This window comes from Bradyrhizobium sp. S3.2.6 (genome assembly GCF_040546885.1).
GTDB classification, from domain to species: Bacteria; Pseudomonadota; Alphaproteobacteria; order Rhizobiales; family Xanthobacteraceae; genus Bradyrhizobium; species Bradyrhizobium cytisi.
Map to the genome: position 1 here is coordinate 593,806 of NZ_JBEPOS010000002.1, position 19,606 is coordinate 613,411.

Consider the following 19,606-nt stretch of genomic DNA (forward strand, 5'->3'; position numbering starts at 1 on the left):
GCAAAACGCAACTTGAGCCAAAGCGCCCGGCGTAGGCCGAGAGAGATGGCAAGAAATGGCGCCTAACTCGCATCTGAGTGCAAGACCACAGTTGCCGTTCCTTGCATATCTGGCCACACGCAAAAGCCGCCAAGGTCTCCCTCGGCGGTTCGTGCCGTTGCATTTGCGTAGAGGTACTGCGTCGAGCGGTGCTCGAACGCAGCCCGTGCTCGCTCTTGTTTGGACGCACGCGACCTTCAATGAGGCGGTGGGTGCGTTGCCAATGTATCGGGCCAACGATCCCCGATCCTCTCAACATGTGACCGGCGGCGATGCTCTTCAAGCCAGCACTGCTGTCCCGTTCGATGAAATGGCAATGCAGGTTTTTCGATTGAGCGCCCTTCACCGATTAAGGTCAGCAACTGATCCACCACAACCCGGATACGCGTTTCGAAATTCGTATCGGTGATGATTTCGCCGCGCTCGACGGGCCATTGCCAGATCACCGACAAGCAGGATTGTGCGGCGAGCTCCGGACACTGCCTGCGGCAGGTACCTTCGAGGGCGAGTTCTCCGACGTCACCCGCTCCTAGAGGCGCGGGCTAAGATGGTCGAAACCGATGCTCGTCGAGTTGGATCGACTCCGCAGTTAGGTCGGCGCTTTCAATCCTGGGGAGCCAATCCATTGCTGGAGGGCGGTTTCGCTTATACGCGCCGCTTTCAGGAGAGCTTCGCGTTTCGCTCCGGGCGGTGCTGCCTCGGCGCGCCGGCGGGCTTCGTCCGCCAACTGGGCAAGTCGAACGGTTACGGGAATGGTTTGTTTGGTTCGCATGGGGTGGCTCCGCGTGATAGCGGGAGCACGAGCAGCTCTCAGTCACCGATAGATACCGTGATGGGCCGGTGATGGAATGACTAGGCGCTTGTTCTGCCCGAATAGATACTAAATTCCGCAGTGCAAAGTAGGCCGCAGCGAGATTCAAATTAGACCATTGAGGTCGGAAGCGTGAACCTTCAGAAGAGGCCGCCAACTGGGGCGGCCTTACTTCAACGGAATTACGGGAATTACGGTGGAATTACGGAATTACGGTGACAGTGCACTTAATTGGACGCGAGCGCGATTGAGCGCACTGTCGCTGTAATTCCGGTTCAGGCGTTCCTGGACGAAGGCCGCAAAGAGTAAGAGCGGGCTGCCGGGCTGGTCTGTCCCGTAACCATCGGCGCGGCTCGGCGGCGGCAGCTCTCTTCCATGCTTCCGAGCCGGCGCAGGGGGTGACGCATGGTCTATCGCGCCGGCGCGCGCATGGATGCGGGCTGGCCTGGCAGCTTTAGCCTTGAACCTCCGACTTCGGTGAGCTTCCCGCCGGCGAGCTGAAACACCTGCAGGTCCTTTTCGAAATAATTGGCCACGTACAGGTAATCGCTGTTCGCGCTGTAGACCACGCCTTCCGGGAGGCCGCCGAGCGGCGCGCGCGCTGTCACCGTCAGCTTGCCATCGGTGCCGATGGACATCAGCACGAGTTCGCCGGCTTTGGTCTTGAACCAGTCGCTGTCCTTGGCCGCGGTGCCGAGCAGGAGCGGGGTGGCCGCGGTCTTTCCATCGGGCGCGATCGCGAAGCCTTCCGGTCCGGTCCCAGGGCTCATCACATCGACCACGTGGGGATGTGGGCTGGTCGCTTCGATAATCACCTCGGCGTCAGCGTTGTTCTTCTGTGCGCCGGTGTTCGAGGCGATGACGTATTTGCCGTCCGGGGTGATGTCGATGTTGTACGGATTGAGGGCCGATGGAATGTCCATCGACTTGTCGTACGTCACCTTTTCTCCATCGATCGCCAGCACGCCGATCTTGTTGACGAGATTCATGCAGACAAAAGCGCGCTTGCCGTCGGGTGCGATGACAACGGCGGCAGCCTGCTGCTCCAGCGGGACCTCGCCGACAGGTTTGACCGTCGAGCCCTGAATCGAGACGACAGAAACGCTTTTGCCGTCCCGGTTGGCAATCAACGCGAGGTCGCCCTTCCTGGAAATCGAGAGGCCGGACGGCTGCCGTCCTACGGTCACCGTGTCGATCAGTTTCGGCGGATCGGCGGCGAGATCAATGACGTACAGCTTGTCGTCGGGGACTGATTTCCAGGCGTCGCCGTCCTGGACGTGGACCACGGAATTGGCGACCAGGCCGAGCTTGCCGTCCGGTGTGATCTGCAGGTTGGTCGGCGGTCCGAGCAGGGAATTCGTGAGCGGCAGGCTGGCGCGGATCCTGGGTTTGGCGGGGTCGGAGACGTCCACGACAATGACGGCGTCATTGCCTGGAGCGCCGTTGGTCGGGCCATCGGGACCATAGGTGATCTTGTTGTCGAGCCCGATCAGGATATCGTTGGTTCCGGCGATTGCCGAACTGTTGGCGACAAGGCCAACCAGGCACGTGGCACAAAGAGCACTGCGCAAGTTCATGGCGATTTCCCTCCGCCCGGTCCATTCTGAAAGCCGGTTGCTCTACCTTACCGTGCGCCGCTTGCGGCTGCTAATTATTCACGCGCCGAGACGAAATGTAACCGCCAGAATTCAATACGTGGAAGAGCAAGTTCGGCGGGGGTGCAAGCCACCTCCATGCGCGGCGATGATGGCATTGTGCCACTGTTTTGCCCGACGGATCAAGTGGATTTCGTAAAATCCGCATGTCAGCGATTAAACCATTGATATCGCTGTCGCCGGCCACTGTGCATGGGGTTGTTTTCGATTGTTTTGTTGCGCGGGCCGCCGGGTGTGATCCCGGCCCGCTCTAATGTCCGCCGAGATAGGCCGTGATCAGCCTGGGATCGTGGATCAGATCCTTGGCGGGGCCGGACTGCACGACCTCGCCCGTCTCGAGCACGTAGCCGTAGTCGGCCGTCTCCAGCGCGGCGCGGGCGTTCTGCTCGACCAGCAGGATCGACACGCCGAGGTCGCGCAAGGACGCGATGGTGCGAAAGATCTCGCGCACGATTAGCGGCGCAAGGCCGAGGCTGGGTTCGTCCAGCATCAGCAGTTTCGGCTTGGCCATCAGCGCGCGTCCCAGTGCGAGCATCTGGCGCTCGCCGCCGGAAAGAGTGCCGGCGGCCTGGCGCTGTCGCTCCTTCAGGCGCGGGAAGCGATCATAGACTTCATCCAGGGTTTTCCGGACACCCGTGCGGTCGCGCAGGCTGTAGGAGCCGAGCAGGAGATTGTCCGCGACCGACATGTCGGAGAACAGCTCGCGCTTCTCCGGCACCAGGCACAGCCGGCGCTCGACGCGGTCCTCGACCGACATCCTGCCGATGTCGTTGCCCTGGAAGACGAGGCGGCCGCGCGAGGCGAGCAGCCCGATGGCGGCCATCAAGAGCGTGGTCTTGCCGGCGCCGTTCGGGCCGATGACGGTGACGATCTGGCCTTCCTCGATCGACAGCGACACATTGCGAACCGCTTCGACATTGTCGTAGCAGACGGTCACGTCCGTCATGGAAAACATCTCGCTCACGCGACGCCTCCGAGATAGGCCTCTTGAACCCGCTCGTCGCTGCGGATCGCCGCTGGTGCGCCTTCGCAGAGTTTTGAGCCGAAATCGAGCACCACGATGCGGTCGACCAGCGACATCACGAACTCCATGTCGTGCTCGACGATCAGGATGGTCAGGTGATCCGCCCGCAGCGACCTGAGCAGCTCCGCAAGCCGCAGCTTCTCTTGGCGGCGAAGTCCCGCCGCAGGCTCGTCCAGCACCAGCAGCGCCGGGTCGGCGGCCAGCGCACGCGCGATCTCGAGGATGCGCTGGTTGCCGAGCGGCAAATTGCCCGCGAGCTCGAACGGCTTTTCGCCGAGCCCGACGCGTTCGAGCTGCATCAGCGCTTCGTGTCGCGCACTGGCCTCCTCGCGCTGGTTGAGGCGGAAGGCGCCGGCGAGCAGGCCGCTGCGGGTGCGGGCGTAGGTGCCGAGCATCACGTTTTCCAGCAGGCTCATGCGCGGCCTCAGCTTCACATGCTGGAAGGTCCGCGCGACGCCGGCTTTGGCGATGCGGGATTGTGCATCATGCGTGATGGGACGCCCCGCAAAGACGATCTCGCCCTTGTTGACCCTGAGCGCGCCGGTCAGGCAGTTGAACATCGTGCTCTTGCCCGCGCCATTCGGGCCGATGACGGCAAGGATCTCGCCGGACCGGACCTCGAAGCTGACATTGTTGACAGCGACCAGGCCGCCGAACCGGCGCTCGGCGCCGTCGACCTTCAGAAGCAGCTCGCCCGGCGTCGGCTGGGGGCGTCGCGGCAGCGGCGGCGCGGGCTGCGGCCGCTCGCGTTTGATCTTCGGCAGGTAGCGCGCAACGAACGGCACGATGCCCTGCCGCGCCCATTGCAGGAACAGGATGAACAATGCGGAGAAGGCGACGATCTCGAGCTGTCCGGAAGCGCCCTTGGCGATCAGCGGCAGATAATCCTGCACGCTGTTCTTGAGCAGGGTGACGACGGCGGCACCAACGACACCGCCGAGCAGGCTGCCGGCGCCGCCGACCATCGACATCATCAGATATTCGATGCCCATGCCGGCATCGAACGGGCCCGGGCTGATGAAGCGGCTCATATGAGCGTAGAGCCAGCCCGAGAGCGAGGCCAGGAAGGCTGCGATCACGAAGGTCACGAGCTTGATCCGGAAGGCGTTGATGCCGAGGCTCTCGACCAGTGTATTGCCGCCGCGGAGCGCGCGCATGGCACGACCAAGCCGCGAGTCCAGCAAATTGTATCCGAGCAGGAGGACCGCGGCGACGATGCCCCAGATCAGGAAATAGATCTGCGAGCTCGAGACAAGCGCGAACGCCCCGATGCTGATCGGCGGAATCGACGAGATGCCGTTGAAGCGGCCGAGCCCCTCGACATTGCCGAACAGGAAGCCGATCGCAAGGCCCCATGCGACGGTCGAGAGCGACAGGAAATGCCCCTGAAGCCGCAAGGTGACGACGCCGAGGATGGCCGCGACAGCGCAGGTCATCGCAACGCCAAAGACGAGGCCGAGCCACGGCGAATACCCGTTCAATGCGGAGACCCAGGCGGTGGCATAGGCCGCGATGCCCACGAAGGCGGCCTGTCCGAACGACACGATGCCGCCGACGCCGGTGAGGAGCGCGAGCCCGATCGCGACCAGCGAATAGATCCCGATATAGTTCATCAGCGTGATGCTGAAGGGGCTCAGGACCAGAGGCGCGAGCGCGAGGCACATCACCGCTGCCATTGCCGCAAGCTGAACGTGAAGGCGCGTCATTCCTCGATCTCCTCGTCGGAATGCAGCGAGGCGAGGGATCGCCAGATCAGGATCGGGATCAGCAGCGAGAACACGATGACGTCCTTCAGCGCGCTGCTCTCGAAGGACGCAAAGCTTTCGAGGAGGCCGACGCCGACGGCGCCGATCGCCGCACCGGGATAGCTGGTCATGCCGCCGACGATGGCGCCGACGAAGGCCTTAAGGCCGATCAGAAAGCCGGAATCGTAGAACACGGTATTCACAGGCGCGATCAGGATTCCGGAGACGCCCGCCATCAGCGACCCCAGCAGATAGGCGATGGTACCGGCGCGGGCGGGCCGGATCCCCATCAGGCGGGAGCCGGTCCGGTTCACGGCGGTGGCGCGCAGCGATTTTCCGACCAGCGTGAAGTCGAAGAAGAGATAGAGGAGGCCGGAGAAGACGAGGGCCGCGATCACGATCAGCATGGTCTGGCCCGAGACCAGCACGCCGGCGAACTCGGTCGAGAGCGACGTCAGCGGTTCGGTCCTGACACCTTCAGGTCCGAAGAACAGCAGCCCCAGGCCGACCAGTGCGAAATGCAGAGCGACGGAGACCGTCAGCAGCAATAGCACCGTTCCGTCTGCGATCGGACGGAACACGATCCGATCCAGCAGCGGGGCGATCGGCGTGATCAGCATCAAGGCAAGCACGAGCCTGACGGCGAGCGGCGGCTCGGCGCGCATCGCGAGCCAAGCGAGGCCGACCACGGCGAGCGGAAGCGCGAGATAGAACAAGAGCGCGCGTGGCAGCAAGCGAAGCTCGCCGGAGCGTACCATCGAGATGATCTCGATCAGCGTCGCAAGGCAGGCCAGGATGACGACCAGCGCTCCCGTGCCCGGAAAGCGCTTCGCATCGAGGGCGGCCAGCGTCAGCGCGGTGAACGCGGCGATGTCGCCGAAGGGAATGAAGATGACCCGTGTCACCGTGAAGATGAGGACGGTCCCGATCGCCACCAGCGCATAGACTGCGCCGGTGGCGATCCCGTCGATCGCAAGGATGGCTGCGATGTCGCTCGTCATTGAGACGCCGTTCCTCCGCCCTGACTGTCTGCCGCCTTCGGACTACGGCGCATACTTCCAGGCGCCGCCGCTCAGGCGCACCACGACGAGCGAGCGCTCGTCGACGCCGGTCACCGAGCCCGGCTTGAAGTTATAGACGGCATGCACGCCCGGCAGCTCCTTGGTGCTGAGGATCGCGTCCCGCAGCGCCGTGCGGAACTCCGCGGTTCCAGGCTTCGCGGTCTTGAGCGCGCGCTCGGCGGCGTTGGCGAAAATCAGCCAGGCATCGAAGGAGTAGGCGGAGAAGCCGTCGGTGGTCGGGATGTTATGGGTCTTCTGGTAGACGCTGCGGAAATCCAGCGCGATCTTCTTGGCGAAGTGCTCATCGGGAAGTTGCTCGGCGACGATCACGGGGCCTGCGGAGACCTGGATGCCGTCAGCGGCCTTGCCGCCGACGTTGACGAAGTCCGGATTGACCAGCGCCACCGTGCCGTAAGTGTTGCCCTTGAAGCCGCGGTCGGCGAGGCTGAGGAGAGGCAGCGCGCCTTGCGTCCCCGAGCCGCCGTCCAGCACGGCGTCCGGCCGGGCGGCAAGCACCTTCAGGATCTGTGCGGTGACCGAAGTGTCGGTGCGAGCGTATCGCTCGTTGGTCTGGATCTTGATGTCACCGGCGGCTTCGGCTGCCTTGGCGCCGTTGTAGACGAGGTCGCCCCATGCGTCGGAGAAGCCGATATAGCCGATATTCTTTATGCCATCGCGCTTCATGCGGTCGGCGACGATCTTGACGAGCAGGGAGGCCGGCTGCGGCACCGACACCACCCACTGCTCGGGAGTTTCCGGCAGCTTGCCGATCGGCGAGACCGCGATCATCGGCACTTTCAGCTCGCTCGCCACCGCCGCCATCGCGATGGTCGAGGGGGCGGTCGCGGTGCCGATCAGCAGGTCGACCTTCTCTTCTTCCACGAGCTTGCGCGCATTGCGGGTCGCGGCCGACGGGTCGGAGCCGTCGTCGAGCTGGATCAGGCGAATGGTCTCGCCGTTGATGGTCTTCTTGTATTCATAGGCCGCATTGATGCCGCGCCCATAGGGGATTCCGATCGACGATCCGTTGCCGCTGAGCGAGGTGACGAAACCGATGGTGATGTCGGCCTGCGCGGCCGGAGCTGCGAAGACACCGGCGACAAGTACAAATAGGCTCAGAGTCTTGCGCATTTGCGTTCTCCTCCGTTGATGCTGGATAGGAATGCTTCAAAGCTGCCGTGCGGGGAGCTTGAACGACGAATGAACCGATTGAAAGCATTGCTGTTTGCGCCGAAATCCGGGCGCGACAGAAGTGAGTTTGTCGGCCGGGCGTCAGCTGCCATGATGTTGCTTGCCGCTCGAACAACGGGCCCACCGGCAAATGCGGGCGGGACTTTTCCGGAGCGATGAAAGGTCGTTGCCGCGGCCGCGATGCGCAACCGGCGACGTTGCTGCCACTGCCGGCTGCTTGAGCACGGCGACTGTCCACACGATTGAGTCTCTCAAAATCGGTGCCCTGCAACATCATTGTCATGGCCACCAGTCCCTGACCGGCGAGGAATTACTTAAAGCCTAAAGTATTGCCGGTGGCGCCGTCAACACGTGTCACGGGGCTGTCAGAAAAAAATGTTGCTGCATACAATTTCGTCAGTGTGCGGCGCTTCTTTGCTGCTCGACCGGACAGAAAAGGCCGTGCTCGCCTTGCCGTGACGGCGCGAGCCGCCGGCGCTGCCGCGCGCATTTGACGCGTGAATTAGTTTATGGTTGAAATATATTCATCGGCAGCCGACGACCGATCCTCCGACCACCGCTTGAGGAGAAGGACGATGCGCATCTTCTGGCAGAGCTTCGTTGATGCGAGCGTCAACGCGCCCTACATGGCGCGGCTGTCGGAATACCTCAACAACATCGCTGCATCAGGCACGACGGTTCACGTCGAGGGCATTACGCCGCCGGACCGGGAGTTCGGACGGCTTGCCGAACTGCGCTGCGCCGTCCAGGCGATCGATAACGGCATCGCGGCGGAGGAGGGCGGGTTCGACGCTTTCGTCATGGGGCATTTCCAGGATCCCGGACTCTACGAGCTGCGCTCGGCGCTCGACATTCCCGTGATCGGGACCGGCGAGGCGACGCTGCTCGCGGCCTCGCAGCTCGGTCGGCGGCTCGGCCTCGTGACGCTCGATCCCGTCTTCGAGGTCTGGCACTACGAGCAGGCAGAGCGTTACGGCCTCCGTGATCGGGTGGTCCACGTGACCGGTCTTGGCTGCAAGCCGGAGGATTTCGCCGATGCGTTCGCCGGAGACGCTGCCGCGCAAGCTCGCATGATCGAGGATTTTGTCGCCTGCGCACGTCCGCTGATCGAGCGCGGCGCGGACGTCGTGATCCCGGCCGGCGTCTTGCCAGGCCTTTTGATCGGGAAAGAGCATGGCCTGAAGGTCGGCCACGCGCCGGTGGTCAACTGCGCGGCGGTGGCGCTGAAGAGTGCCGAGATGTGGGTGCAGCTTCGGCAGCTCAACGGCACCGAGCCCAGCCGTGGGCCGAGCTTCAAGCGGGCCAATGCCCAGGCGCGCGCCGATTTCCGCGCGTTGCTCGCGCGTAACAGTCGCTCGTCCTCGAAAACTATTCCTGGAGAATAAGTCATGATGACTCCCGAAAAGATCCTGTACGAGACCGAGGTGACGGCGACCGGAGGACGGGATGGCAAGGCCGCCAGCGCCGACGGTCTTTTGTCGGTGTCGCTGTCCTTGCCGAAATCGATGGGCGGCCCCGGCGGCGAGGGCACAAATCCCGAGCAGCTCTTTGCGGCCGGCTACGCCGCGTGCTTTCTCGGTGCGGTCAAGCTCGTCGCGCGGACGCGGAAAATTGTGCCCTCTGCCGAACCTTCCGTGACTGCGAAGGTCGCGATGGGGCCGGTTCCCGTCGGATACGCGCTGGCTGTCGAGCTGAAAGTCAATTTGCCAGGTGTCGAAAAGCCGGTGGCCGAGGAGGTCGTCGCCGGTGCGCACGAGCGCTGCCCCTATTCGAACGCAACCCGAGGCAATATTGACGTGAAACTGACGGTGGTCTGAGGATGAACGAGGCGGTCGGTCGGTGACCAATACCTTACGCACACCGTATGATGGCGTCGTGATTGCGGCGCCCGTCACGATTCCCTATGTGCGCTACTCCATCGAAAGCGCGCAGTGGTGGATCGGCCGAGCGCTCAGCGCGCTTGTTGCACAGGCCGGCATCAAGGCCTCCGACATCGACGGCCTGTGCGTTTCCAGCTTCACCATGGGCACCGACAGCGGGGTGGGACTGACGCAGCATTTCGGACTCTGCGTGCGATGGCTGGATACGATTCCGCTCGGTGGCGCCAGCGCCATCGCTGGGTTGCGAAAGGCGGCGCGCGCGGTTCAGGCCCATGACGCTGACATTGTGGCCTGCGTGGCGGGCGACACCAACTATGTCGATTCCTTCCGGCTGACGCTCGAGAACTTCTCGCGCTTCAACCAGGATGCGGTCTATCCTTACGGCGCCGGCGGCGCCAATGCGAGTTTCGCACTGATCGCACGCAACTACATGCGGACCTTCGGCGTCACGCGCGAGGACGTCGGAAGGATCGCCGTCGCCCAGCGCACTAATGCCTTGCGCAACCCGTATGCGTTGATGAAGACGCCGTTGACGCTCGAACAATATCTCGCGGCCCGGCCGATTTCTGATCCGATCCACCTATTCGACTGCGTGATGCCCTGCGCCGGTGCGGAAGCGTTCCTCGTCATGCGCGACGAGACAGCGACATCGTTGGGCCTGCCGGCCGCACGACTGCTCTCGACGATCGAGCGGCACAATGCCTTCGCCGACGATCCGATGCAGGTGCGCGGCGGCTGGGCGATGGACATCGGCGAGCTCTACGCGATGGCTGGCGTGAAGCCTGACGATCTCGATGTCGTGCAGACCTATGACGACTATCCCGTCATAACCATGATGCAGTTCGAGGATCTTGGCTTCTGCAAGAAGGGCGAGGGGGCCGAGTTCGTGCGCCAGCACGACCTCACCATCGATGGTGACTTTCCGCACAATACGTCGGGCGGACAGCTCTCGGTCGGGCAGGCCGGTGCGGCCGGCGCCTATCTCGGTCTCGTCGAGGGACTGCGGCAGGTTCTGGGGACTGCAGGCCCCACCCAGGTCAGCAATGCGAGCGTCGCCCTGGCCTCGGGGTTCGGTATGATCAACTATGACCGCGGTCTCGCCTCGGGCGCCGCTATCCTTGCAGGGCCTTCGCGATGATAGAACCGATCAAGCCGCCCCCGCGCAAGAATCCGCTGCTGCGGACGCGGTTGCCTGCTTCGCCACCGCGGCCGCGCAGCAGGATCTCGCATGGGTTCACGCGGGCGGCAGCCGAAGGCCGCTTTATGCTGCAATGCTGCGCGGCTTGCGGTTCCTTTGCTTATCCGGCGCGGGAGGCGTGTCCGTCTTGCCTTTCGGCCGGCCTTGCATTCGTCGATGCGCCGCGCCGGGGTACGCTGCTCGCCGAGACAACGGCACGCGTGCCAAGCGACGTCTATTTCCGCGAACGGGCGCCGTGGCGGATCGGCCTCGTCAAGATGGATTGCGGTCCGACGATCGTGACCCATCTCCATGCCGACTGCGCGGAGGGCGCAGCCGTTCGCATGTCGTTGCAACTCGACAAGAGCGGTCAGGCGGTGGCCTTTGCCCATCCCGAGGGGGAGACTCCCAACATGGCAGACGACAAGCAGTGGCGGGAAATGACGGCCGATCCGAAATTCCGGCGCGTGCTGGTCACCAACGGCCGCAGCGTGATCGGCCAGGAAGTCGTCGCCGCCTTGAAGGCCGCAGGCGCCAAGACGGTGTTCGTCGGCGTTGCCGAACCATGGCGGCCGTTCGCCGGCGAGAAGCTGCTGCGCGGTCAGGACGGGATCGAGATCGTGACGCTTGACGCGGCCGACGAAAAATCTGCCGCTGATCTCGCAGCCGATATCGGCGGCAAGGTCGATATCCTCGTCAACACAACGGAATATGTTCGGCCCGGCGGCCTGCTTGACCGCAGGGGCACGAGCATCGCACGCGACGAGATCGACCAGGCCTATCTCGGCTTCATCAACTTGGCGCAGGCCTTCGGCCCCGCCATGCGGATGCGCGGCGCCGACGGCATCAGTAACAGCGCCGCATGGGTCAACATCCTGTCGATCTACGCGCTGGCGAACTGGCCTGCCTTTGGCGCTTACTCGGCCTCGCAGGCAGCGTGCCTGTCGCTCTCGCACTGCCTTCGCGCCGAGCTCCGGCCCGGCGGGGTCAGGGTGATGAATCTGTTCACCGGGCCGGTCGAAACCGAATGGTTCCAGACCGTACCGCCGCCGAAGGTCGCGCCGCGCGCGATCGCGCAGGCAATCGTGTCGGGGCTGAAAGGCGGGCTCGAGGAGATGTATGTCGGAGATGTCGCCGAAGAGATCCGGCAACGTCTGGCGGCCAATCCGAAAGCGCTCGAGCGCGAGCTCGACAGGTGACATCGGGATTTCAACCAAGCCGGAGGACGTGACGATGCAAAGCAACAATCTCCTGGAGCTGGCGAGTGCGATTTCTTCCGGCGCGGTGCGCGTCGTCGATCTGACCTTCACACTCAGTCCGGATTTTCCGGTCATCGTGCTGCCGCCGGAGTTCGGCCAAGCAGCGCCGGTCCGCATCCAGGAAATCTCGCGATACGATGGTCGTGGCCCGGCCTGGTACTGGAACAATGTCACGTTCGGCGAACATACCGGCACGCATTTCGACGCGCCGATTCACTGGTTCACCGGCAAGAACCTACCGAACAATGCCGTCGACACCATGCCGGCCAAGGACATGATCGCGCCGGCCTGTGTCATCGACTGCTCCGCGCAGGCGGCTCAGGATCCCGATTTCCTGCTGACGGTCCCGCTCGTCGAAGCCTGGGAAGCCAAGCATGGACGAATCCCGGAGCGGAACTGGGTGCTGCTGCGGACCGACTGGTCGAAGAAGGGTTGGCGCGACTACGCCAATCTCGGGGATGACGGCGCACACACGCCGGGCCCCAACCCGGCCGTCATGAAGTGGCTGGTGGAGGAGCGTGGCATCATCGGGTTTGGCACCGAGACCATCGGCACGGATGCGGGGCAGGCCGGGCATTTCGAGCCGCCTTATCCGGCGCATCACTTTCTGCACGGCGCGGGCCGCTACGGCCTGCAATGCCTGTGCAATCTGGATCAGCTTCCGGCCACCGGCGCCATCATCGTGGCCTCGCCGCTGAAGATCCAGAACGGCTCCGGCAGTCCGCTTCGCGTCATCGCGCTGGTATCGTCAATCTGAACCCAATCCATGGCGCTTGCCAATCAGAACAAGAAACTCCCACGAAAGACAGGTGCCATGAACTTGATCAAGAGCTTGCTGGCCTCGACCGCATTGCTTCTTGCCGTCCCGCAACTTGCGCACGCCGAGATCCTCGTCGGATTCGTCACCGGCCTCAGCGGACCGGTGTCGTCGATCGGAATTCCGAACGCGAAGGGGATCGCGGCGGGCCAGACCTATATCGGCGAGGTCGGCGGCGAGAAGATCCGGGTCATCCAGCTTGATGACGGTTCCGATCCGACCGCGTCGGCGCGCAACGCACGCAAGCTCGTCGAGCAGGAGAAGGTCGATGTGCTCATCGGCACGTCCGGCGCACCCCAGACGCTCGCGATGGCGACTGCGGCCATCGAGATGAAGATTCCGATGATCGCGGTGTCTCCGATCGCGCCGGTGCCGGCCGGTGATGGCGGCCCCTGGGTCGTCCAGACGCCGCAACCAACGCCGCTTCTCGTACAAGGCATCGTCGACCACATGAAGGCACGGGGCCTGAAGACCGTCGCATTCATTGGTTTCTCCGATGCGTTCGGCGATCTCATGTACAATTCGCTCGAGCAAAGTGCGAAGACCGCCGATATCAAGGTCATTGCCAACGAACGCTACGCCAGATCAGACTCGTCGGTCACGGCCCAGGTGCTGCGCGCTCTCGCTGCACGTCCCGACGCCATCATGCTCGGCGGCACCGGGACGCCCGGCGCGCTGCCGGTCATCGCCTTGTCCGACCGCGGATATAAGGGGCCGCTCTACGGCAATCACGGGCTGATCAGCGCCGATTTCCTCCGTCTCGCCGGCAAGGCCGCCAACGGCATCATCTGCCCGACCGGACCTGTGACCGCGGCGGAGCAGCTTCCGGCCAGCAATCCGATCCAGAAGGTTGCCCTGGATTTCCGTGCGGCCTTTGAGAAGGCGAACGGCGAGGCACCGACGGATTCGTTCTCGTCCTATTCCTTCGACGGCTGGCTGGTCTTCGCCGATGCGGGCAAGCGCGCGATGGCGACCGGCGCCAAGCCCGGGTCGCCGGAATTCCGTACCGCGCTTCGTCAGGCGCTGTTCGCGACCAAGGAGGTCGTGGGAACGCAGGGCGTCTACACCTATACGCCGGCGGATCGGCATGGCGTCGACGATCGCTCACGCATCATGGTCCAGATCGAGGACGGCAAATACAAGCTGTTGCCCTGAGGCGGGAGCATGATCGTGACGGAGAACGAGGCGCCGGCGAATATCAGCAAAGCGATCGGCCGGGAGAACGTGACGCCGGCCTGGGCGCGCGCGGTGACGTCGTTTCCGCCGTCGGACCGGATTCTTTCCACCATCCTCACGCGGCAGGCGGAACGCTACGGTGAGCGGATATTGCTGGTTGCGGGTGAGGCACGCTGGACCTTTGCGCAGACCGCGGCGATCGCGGCCGCGTCGGCCCAGGCGCTCATCGACGCGGGGATCAAGCCGGGCGATCGGGTCGCGCTGATGTGCTCGAACCGTCCGGAGTTCTTGCAGGTCTATCTCGGCTGTGCGTGGCTCGGCGCCATTGCGGTCCCGATCAACACCGCGCTCCGCGGCTTCCAGCTCTCCCACATCTTTCGCAATTCGCGTCCCGCGCTCCTCGTCGTCGAGGCCCAGTTCGCTAGCGCGATTGAGAGTGTCGAGGCGGGTGTCGAGCTGCCGCCTCAAACCTGGCTCATCGGAGCTGCTGCCGGGGCCAGCGATGCCAGGCTTTCCGCGGTACAGTTGCCGGCGCTGGGAGCTGCGGCCCTGGCGGGTGCCGTGCGTCCCGGCGACACCGTTGCGATTCTCTATACGTCGGGCACGACGGGGCCTGCAAAGGGTGTGTGTTGTCCGCAGGCACAACTGTTCTGGTGGGGCATCTATTCGGCGCGAGCGCTCGGAATCCGCGAGGGCGATGTGCTGTTCACGACGCTGCCGCTGTTCCACACCAACGCGCTGAATGCGTTCTATCAGGCGCTGCTGAACGGATGCACCTACGTGCTCGAGTCGAAATTCTCCGCTTCCGGCTTCTGGGCTGCCGCGCGGCGGCACGATGCGACGGTCGGCTATCTGCTCGGCGCGATGGCGTCAATGCTTCTGGCGCAGCCGCAGAGCGCCGAGGATTCGACGCATCGCCTTCGCGTTGCGCTTGGCGGCGGCGTGCCGCCGCAGATCCACGGTCCGTTCCGCGAACGTTTTGGCGTGCCGTTGGTCGACGGCTATGGGTCGACCGAGACGAACTTCGTATTTGCAGGCGCGATCCCGTCCGATCGTCCGGGGACGATGGGCTATCTGGCTGACGGGATCGAGGCGCGGATCGTCGACGAGAATGATTCAGCGCTTCCTGACGGTCAGGCCGGCGAGCTCGTGCTTCGCGCCGGAGAGCCCTTTGCTTTCGCCACCGGCTATTTTGGCTTGCCGGAGAAGACGGTCGAGGCCTGGCGAAATCTGTGGTTTCACTCGGGCGATCGTGTGGTTCGAGATCCTGGCGGACACTATCGCTTCATCGACCGCATGAAGGATTCGATCCGCAGGCGCGGCGAGAACGTGTCCTCGTGGGAGGTCGAGCAGACCATCCAGTCCCACCCCGCGGTCGCCGCCTGCGCGATCTACCCGCTGCCGTCGGAGTTGGGCGAGGACGAGGTTGCGGCGGCGATCCTGCTGGAGCCGGGCCAATCGCTCGACCCGGTCGACGTCATCCGCCATTGCGAAGGACAGATCGCTTATTTCGCTATCCCGCGTTACGTGCGCATTTTGAGCCAGATGCCGCTGACGGAGAACGGCAAGATCAAGAAGGGCGTGCTGCGCGACGCGGGCGTCACTGCGGATACATGGGATCGCGAAGCGGCCGGAGTGAAAGTGCGACGCTGACAGTTGCGCCCGCTCAAGGTTTTTGCAGAGCGTCCCTCACAGCGCCCTTGAGCTCGTCGAGCTCGCCGATCAAGCCGTCGAACCGGTCGGCGGGGAAATCCGCCAGCAGCTCGGCGAGCCACGCACCGTGGCTCTTGGCCATTCGCCTGAAGGCCTTGCGGCCTTCGACCGTCATGCAGACAATCTGCACGCGGCGGTCGAGGTTCGACGGCGTGCGGGTGATGTATCGATCCGCGACCAGGCGGTCCACGATCGGCGTGAGGTTCCCGGCCGAGACCATCAGGCGCTTGGGCAGCTCTCCCAGCACAAGCCCGCTCGGCTCGCGGTCGAGCTGAGCCAGAACATCGAAGCGGGGCATCGTGAAATCGAACTCATCGCGAAACCGGCGCCGCAGCTCGCCTTCGATCAGGGTCGTGCAGGCGAGCAGCCGGAGCCAAACTCGCGTTTGAGCCCTGTGCTCGGCCTCCTGATCCACCCCATTCCTGGCTGAAACAGGCGTCGGCTCTTTCGCGAATGCCAATCGAATCTCCCGGGCTTCGTGGCTTGTTGAAAGCTGGCGCAGCTCTCATGGGTCGCTAGCAAGATAGTTCGTGCCAAAAGTAAATTCAAGGCTTAGCCCGGGCGTCTCGGAACCGGCGCTGCTCTGTATCCAATTGGCACTGTATCTCAAGGTCGACACTGCGGAGCCGAACCCGTCGCCCGAGCTCTTTGCAGAACCCACCTTGACAAGGCATGCACCGACAAAATATTTTAGGCTTAAACTAATTGAGGTGAAGGTTCACCACATGGCGTGACCCCGCGAAAGCTATGGGATCACGCGCATAGTCTGTATCGGCGGCGGCCCGGCCGGCTGCTCAGTGAGCGGAGGAGGGATCAGATGAGCTCCGTGGCAAAGGTGATCCGGCGCGAATGGCTTGACTGGCCGTTTTTCGAGCCGCGTCATCATGCGATTGGCGATGCACTCGACCGCTTCGTGCAGTCGGGGGCCCTCGACAAGATCGATCACAGCGACATCGATGGCGCCTGCCGCAGGCTCGTGCGCGCGATGGGTGAGGCGGGGCTGCTCGATTGCGCGGTCGCGGCTCCCGATGGCGATGCAACGACAATCGATTCTCGCTCGATCTGCCTGTCGCGCGAGTCGCTCGCCTATGCCGATGGCCTCGCCGATTTCGCCTTCGCCATGCAGGGGCTCGGTTCAGGCGCGATTGCGCTCGGTGGTGCTGCGGAGCTGCGCAAGGCCGTACTGCCAAAGGTCCGCTCCGGCGAATGGCTTGCGGCCTTCGCGCTGTCCGAGAAGGTGGCGGGGTCGGACGTCGCGGCGATGTCCTGCACCGCGCGCGCCGACGGCAACGACTATGTCATCGACGGCGAGAAGACCTGGATCTCCAACGGCGGCATTGCCGACGTCTACACGCTGTTTGCGCGAACCGGCGAGGCGCCGGGTGCCCGCGGCATCTCGGCCTTTGTCGTCTTTCCCGATGATCCTGGCTTCGGCATCGCCGAGCGCATCGACGTCATCGCGCCGCATCCGTTGGCCACGTTGCGCTTTACCAATTGCCGGATCCCGGCGAGCCGCCGCCTTGGCACGCCGGGCAGCGGGTTCAAGCTCGCGATGCAGACGCTGGATATTTTCCGCGCATCGGTCGCGGCCGCTGCCCTGGGCTTCGCCCGGCGGGCACTCGAGGAGGCGCTATCGCACGCGCGCAGCCGGCACATGTTCGGCGCGACGCTGGGAGATCTGCAACTGACCCAGGCCGCGCTCGGCGACATGGCGACCGACACCGACGCTGCCGCGCTCCTGACCTACCGCGCGGCCTGGCGCCGCGATGTCCGGAAGCTTCCGACGACGCGCGAAGCTGCAATGGCAAAGCTGACCGCAACCGAGACCGCGCAGCGCGTCATCGACCGCGCCGTCCAGATGTTCGGCGGTCGCGGTGTGCGCAAGGGCGAGATCGTCGAAAGCCTCTATCGCGAAATCCGCGCGCTACGCATCTACGAGGGCGCGACCGAGGTCCAGAAGCTGATTGTCGCGCGCGACCTCTTGAAGCCGCGCTGAGAGAATTGAGAATTCCGCATGAGCACGATGAGAAAGCCGGAAGCCGGCGCGACCAGCGGTTTGCAGGTGCTTCAGCCCGGCGGCTGGCCGCAGCCGAAAGGCTATTCTAACGGTATGATGGCCGAGGGACGCCTTGTCGTGACGGGGGGTGTCGTCGGTTGGGACGTTGCGTGCCGATTTGCCGACGGGTTTGTCGCGCAGGTCCGGCTGGCACTCGAAAACATTGTCGCGATCCTGGCAGAGGGCGGCGCAGAGCCCCAACATCTCGTGCGCCTGACCTGGTATGTCGTGGACATGGACGAATACGTGTCCAATCTCAAGGCGCTCGGCAAAGTCTATCGCGAGGTCATCGGCACCCACTACCCGAGCATGGCGCTCGTGCAGGTCGTGCGCCTTGTCGAGCCCTCCGCGCGCCTCGAGATCGAAGCGACGGCCGTCGTGCCGCGCTGAGGAGCGCGCCTCCTCGGTGCCGCGCGAATTCGCGATCTGGATTGGCTTACGGCTTCCGTGAGAATTATTGCCCGTCTCAGCTCCCGCCGGAAGGCGACGGTTCGCGAAATCAAGCATTCGTAGCTCGGCGAGCGATCGAGTTGATGGCCGCGGTCCAGGCATCGCGATACGCATCGAGGCCCGCGATCGAAGCTGCAGGGACGGGCGCCGGCGCCGCAATGGGATAGCTTGGCGGCCAGTGCGCCAGCATTGCGGCGCCGCGCGCCGTGCCCGCCACGTCCTCCGCCGCAAAGACGCGCTGCTTCGGCCGCAATGCCCCGAGCGTCTGACAGAAGGCGAGATTGCCGGCGAAGGTCCCTTCGATGATCAGATCGCCGCTGGTCGCTCCCATGCGCGTCAGCATGAGATCGCCAACCAGGGCGCAATACAGCGTCGCCAGTGCGGTCTGATCGTGCGCCGCAACCTCGCCGCGAATTATGCCCTTGGTCGCCGCATAAGGTCCGCCCTGGCCGGAGAAGCAGGGCAGTGCCATCGCGCCGGAGCCAATGACGCGCTCAACCGCGTCGAGATCCGGATTGCCGCCGCCGCCCGCGATGACGGCGAATTCGCGTCCTCCCATGAAACGCCCGCAGGCGATGGGACGGCCGAGCGCGTCGACGTTGGCGAGCGTGTCATCGCGAGGGTCGAGCTGATCGAGCGAAAGGCCCACACACATCAGGATCACCCAGGTGCCGGTCGACAACACGGTGAACGGTGCCTGGCGCGAGATGAGGTAGGGCAGAAGTGAAGCGTTGGAATCGTGGATACCGCAAAAGACTTGCGTTTCAGGCGCGAGCCCGGTTAGGGCAGCGATGTCCGGCTGAATCGGACCGAGCGGGTCGAAGGCGCGGCGCAGCGGCGGCAGCAAGTGGTGGACGCCAAGAGCTTTGACGAGGCTCGAGACCTGTCCCTGCAGCGGCGCCCAGAGGTCCGTATGGGCGCCGAGCGAGGTGACTTCCGAGGCCGCGACACCGGTCAGGCGCCAAGCCCAATATTGCGGATAGCAAACGAAATACCTTGCTTTGGCGAAAAGATCCGGACGGCGCCACTTCTGATAGGCGAGCTGCCGGCCGAGATTGAGGCCGGCCGGTACTTTCGGCGACAGGCTCTCCAAAAAGGGCGGCCGCAGCCTAGCATAATCGGATTCGATCACTTCTACGCCCGCGAATTCGTAGTCCATGACGGGAGCAGCGAGCTTGCTCTCACCGATCAAAGCGCCGGCTGCGCCATGCGCGGTCGGAACGATCGCGCTGATCTGATGCATGAGCGCGGCCTCACGAAGCGCGTCGAGGAAGAAGTTCCAAGCGCTCTCAACATCTTCATGCGGATAGGGCGGGCCCGGCAGGACGCGGTTGGGCGCCGACTTTTCCCAGAGAAGCCGGCCGTCGTCGAACAAAGCAAGCTTTACGTTGGTCTTGCCGATGTCAAAAACTGCGACCGTCTGGCTCATCGTGAAGCTCAAGGCACATGGAACATCCCGGCAAGCAACGTCGCCATCGCGTTATAGCCGGCTCGTCGCGGCAATGACAACGAAGGCCAAGAGTGTGTCGCCCGGCCGCGTTCGACGGCCGGG

17 protein-coding genes are annotated in these 19,606 nt (G+C 64.0%); 9 read left to right on the forward strand and 8 right to left on the reverse strand.

What is annotated here, in order from left to right; all coding sequences use genetic code 11:
• Window positions 1-236: 236 nt before the first annotated feature.
• The 6 genes from ABID58_RS07050 to ABID58_RS07075 form a co-directional block, all read right to left on the reverse strand.
• The gene (locus ABID58_RS07050; RefSeq protein WP_354032064.1) at window positions 237-491 is read right to left on the reverse strand and encodes a hypothetical protein; all 255 of its coding nucleotides are present in this window, start codon (window positions 489-491) and stop codon (window positions 237-239) included.
• Between the two features lie 769 nt (window positions 492-1,260).
• The gene (locus ABID58_RS07055) at window positions 1,261-2,427 is read right to left on the reverse strand and encodes a YncE family protein (protein ID WP_354032065.1); all 1,167 of its coding nucleotides are present in this window, start codon (window positions 2,425-2,427) and stop codon (window positions 1,261-1,263) included.
• 328 nt (window positions 2,428-2,755) lie between these two features.
• Window positions 2,756-3,469, reverse strand: coding sequence for an ABC transporter ATP-binding protein (locus ABID58_RS07060; protein ID WP_354032066.1), 714 nt, complete (start codon window positions 3,467-3,469; stop codon window positions 2,756-2,758).
• Complete coding sequence (locus ABID58_RS07065; protein WP_354032067.1) at window positions 3,466-5,235, reverse strand: branched-chain amino acid ABC transporter ATP-binding protein/permease; 1,770 nt, start codon at window positions 5,233-5,235, stop codon at window positions 3,466-3,468. Before ABID58_RS07065 ends, ABID58_RS07060 begins: the two co-directional genes overlap by 4 nt.
• Window positions 5,232-6,275 carry a branched-chain amino acid ABC transporter permease gene (locus tag ABID58_RS07070; protein ID WP_354032068.1) on the reverse strand — a complete coding sequence of 348 codons (1,044 nt, stop codon included), beginning with the start codon at window positions 6,273-6,275 and terminating at the stop codon, window positions 5,232-5,234. Before ABID58_RS07070 ends, ABID58_RS07065 begins: the two co-directional genes overlap by 4 nt.
• Window positions 6,276-6,317: 42 nt before the next feature.
• On the reverse strand, window positions 6,318-7,466 hold the full coding sequence (locus tag ABID58_RS07075; protein ID WP_354032069.1) for an ABC transporter substrate-binding protein: 1,149 nt from the start codon (window positions 7,464-7,466) through the stop codon (window positions 6,318-6,320).
• Between the two features lie 635 nt (window positions 7,467-8,101).
• Here ABID58_RS07075 and ABID58_RS07080 point away from each other — a divergent pair.
• From ABID58_RS07080 to ABID58_RS07110, 7 genes are read left to right on the forward strand one after another with little or no spacing between them, the layout of a single operon-like run.
• The gene (locus ABID58_RS07080) at window positions 8,102-8,911 is read left to right on the forward strand and encodes an aspartate/glutamate racemase family protein (protein ID WP_354032070.1); all 810 of its coding nucleotides are present in this window, start codon (window positions 8,102-8,104) and stop codon (window positions 8,909-8,911) included.
• 3 nt (window positions 8,912-8,914) lie between these two features.
• Window positions 8,915-9,343, forward strand: a complete 429-nt coding sequence (locus ABID58_RS07085; RefSeq protein ID WP_148749208.1) for an organic hydroperoxide resistance protein — start codon at window positions 8,915-8,917, stop codon at window positions 9,341-9,343.
• 22 nt (window positions 9,344-9,365) lie between these two features.
• Window positions 9,366-10,544: a thiolase family protein gene (locus ABID58_RS07090; protein WP_354032071.1), complete on the forward strand. Its 1,179-nt coding sequence runs from the start codon at window positions 9,366-9,368 to the stop codon at window positions 10,542-10,544.
• Complete coding sequence (locus ABID58_RS07095; protein WP_354032072.1) at window positions 10,541-11,782, forward strand: SDR family NAD(P)-dependent oxidoreductase; 1,242 nt, start codon at window positions 10,541-10,543, stop codon at window positions 11,780-11,782. The genes ABID58_RS07090 and ABID58_RS07095 overlap by 4 nt, the downstream gene beginning before the upstream one ends.
• A 34-nt stretch (window positions 11,783-11,816) precedes the next feature.
• Entirely contained in the window at window positions 11,817-12,599 is a 783-nt protein-coding gene (locus ABID58_RS07100; protein WP_354032073.1) for a cyclase family protein, read from the forward strand.
• Window positions 12,600-12,656: 57 nt separating this feature from the next.
• Window positions 12,657-13,814 (forward strand): ABC transporter substrate-binding protein, encoded by a 1,158-nt coding sequence (locus ABID58_RS07105; RefSeq protein WP_354032074.1) that lies wholly within the window; start codon window positions 12,657-12,659, stop codon window positions 13,812-13,814.
• Between the two features lie 9 nt (window positions 13,815-13,823).
• Window positions 13,824-15,488 (forward strand): ATP-dependent acyl-CoA ligase, encoded by a 1,665-nt coding sequence (locus tag ABID58_RS07110; RefSeq protein WP_354032075.1) that lies wholly within the window; start codon window positions 13,824-13,826, stop codon window positions 15,486-15,488.
• Between the two features lie 13 nt (window positions 15,489-15,501).
• On the opposite strand, the gene ABID58_RS07115 is transcribed toward ABID58_RS07110, so the two are convergent.
• Window positions 15,502-16,008 carry a MarR family winged helix-turn-helix transcriptional regulator gene (locus ABID58_RS07115; protein WP_354032076.1) on the reverse strand — a complete coding sequence of 169 codons (507 nt, stop codon included), beginning with the start codon at window positions 16,006-16,008 and terminating at the stop codon, window positions 15,502-15,504.
• A 357-nt stretch (window positions 16,009-16,365) separates the two neighbouring features.
• Here ABID58_RS07115 and ABID58_RS07120 point away from each other — a divergent pair, with 357 nt between their 5' ends.
• Both ABID58_RS07120 and ABID58_RS07125 read left to right on the forward strand, forming a co-directional pair.
• Window positions 16,366-17,544: an acyl-CoA dehydrogenase family protein gene (locus ABID58_RS07120; protein WP_354032077.1), complete on the forward strand. Its 1,179-nt coding sequence runs from the start codon at window positions 16,366-16,368 to the stop codon at window positions 17,542-17,544.
• Between the two features lie 18 nt (window positions 17,545-17,562).
• Entirely contained in the window at window positions 17,563-17,994 is a 432-nt protein-coding gene (locus ABID58_RS07125; protein ID WP_148749199.1) for a RidA family protein, read from the forward strand.
• Window positions 17,995-18,103: 109 nt separating this feature from the next.
• On the opposite strand, the gene ABID58_RS07130 is transcribed toward ABID58_RS07125, so the two are convergent.
• On the reverse strand, window positions 18,104-19,483 hold the full coding sequence (locus ABID58_RS07130) for an FGGY-family carbohydrate kinase (protein ID WP_354032078.1): 1,380 nt from the start codon (window positions 19,481-19,483) through the stop codon (window positions 18,104-18,106).
• Between the last annotated feature and the right edge of the window lie 123 nt (window positions 19,484-19,606).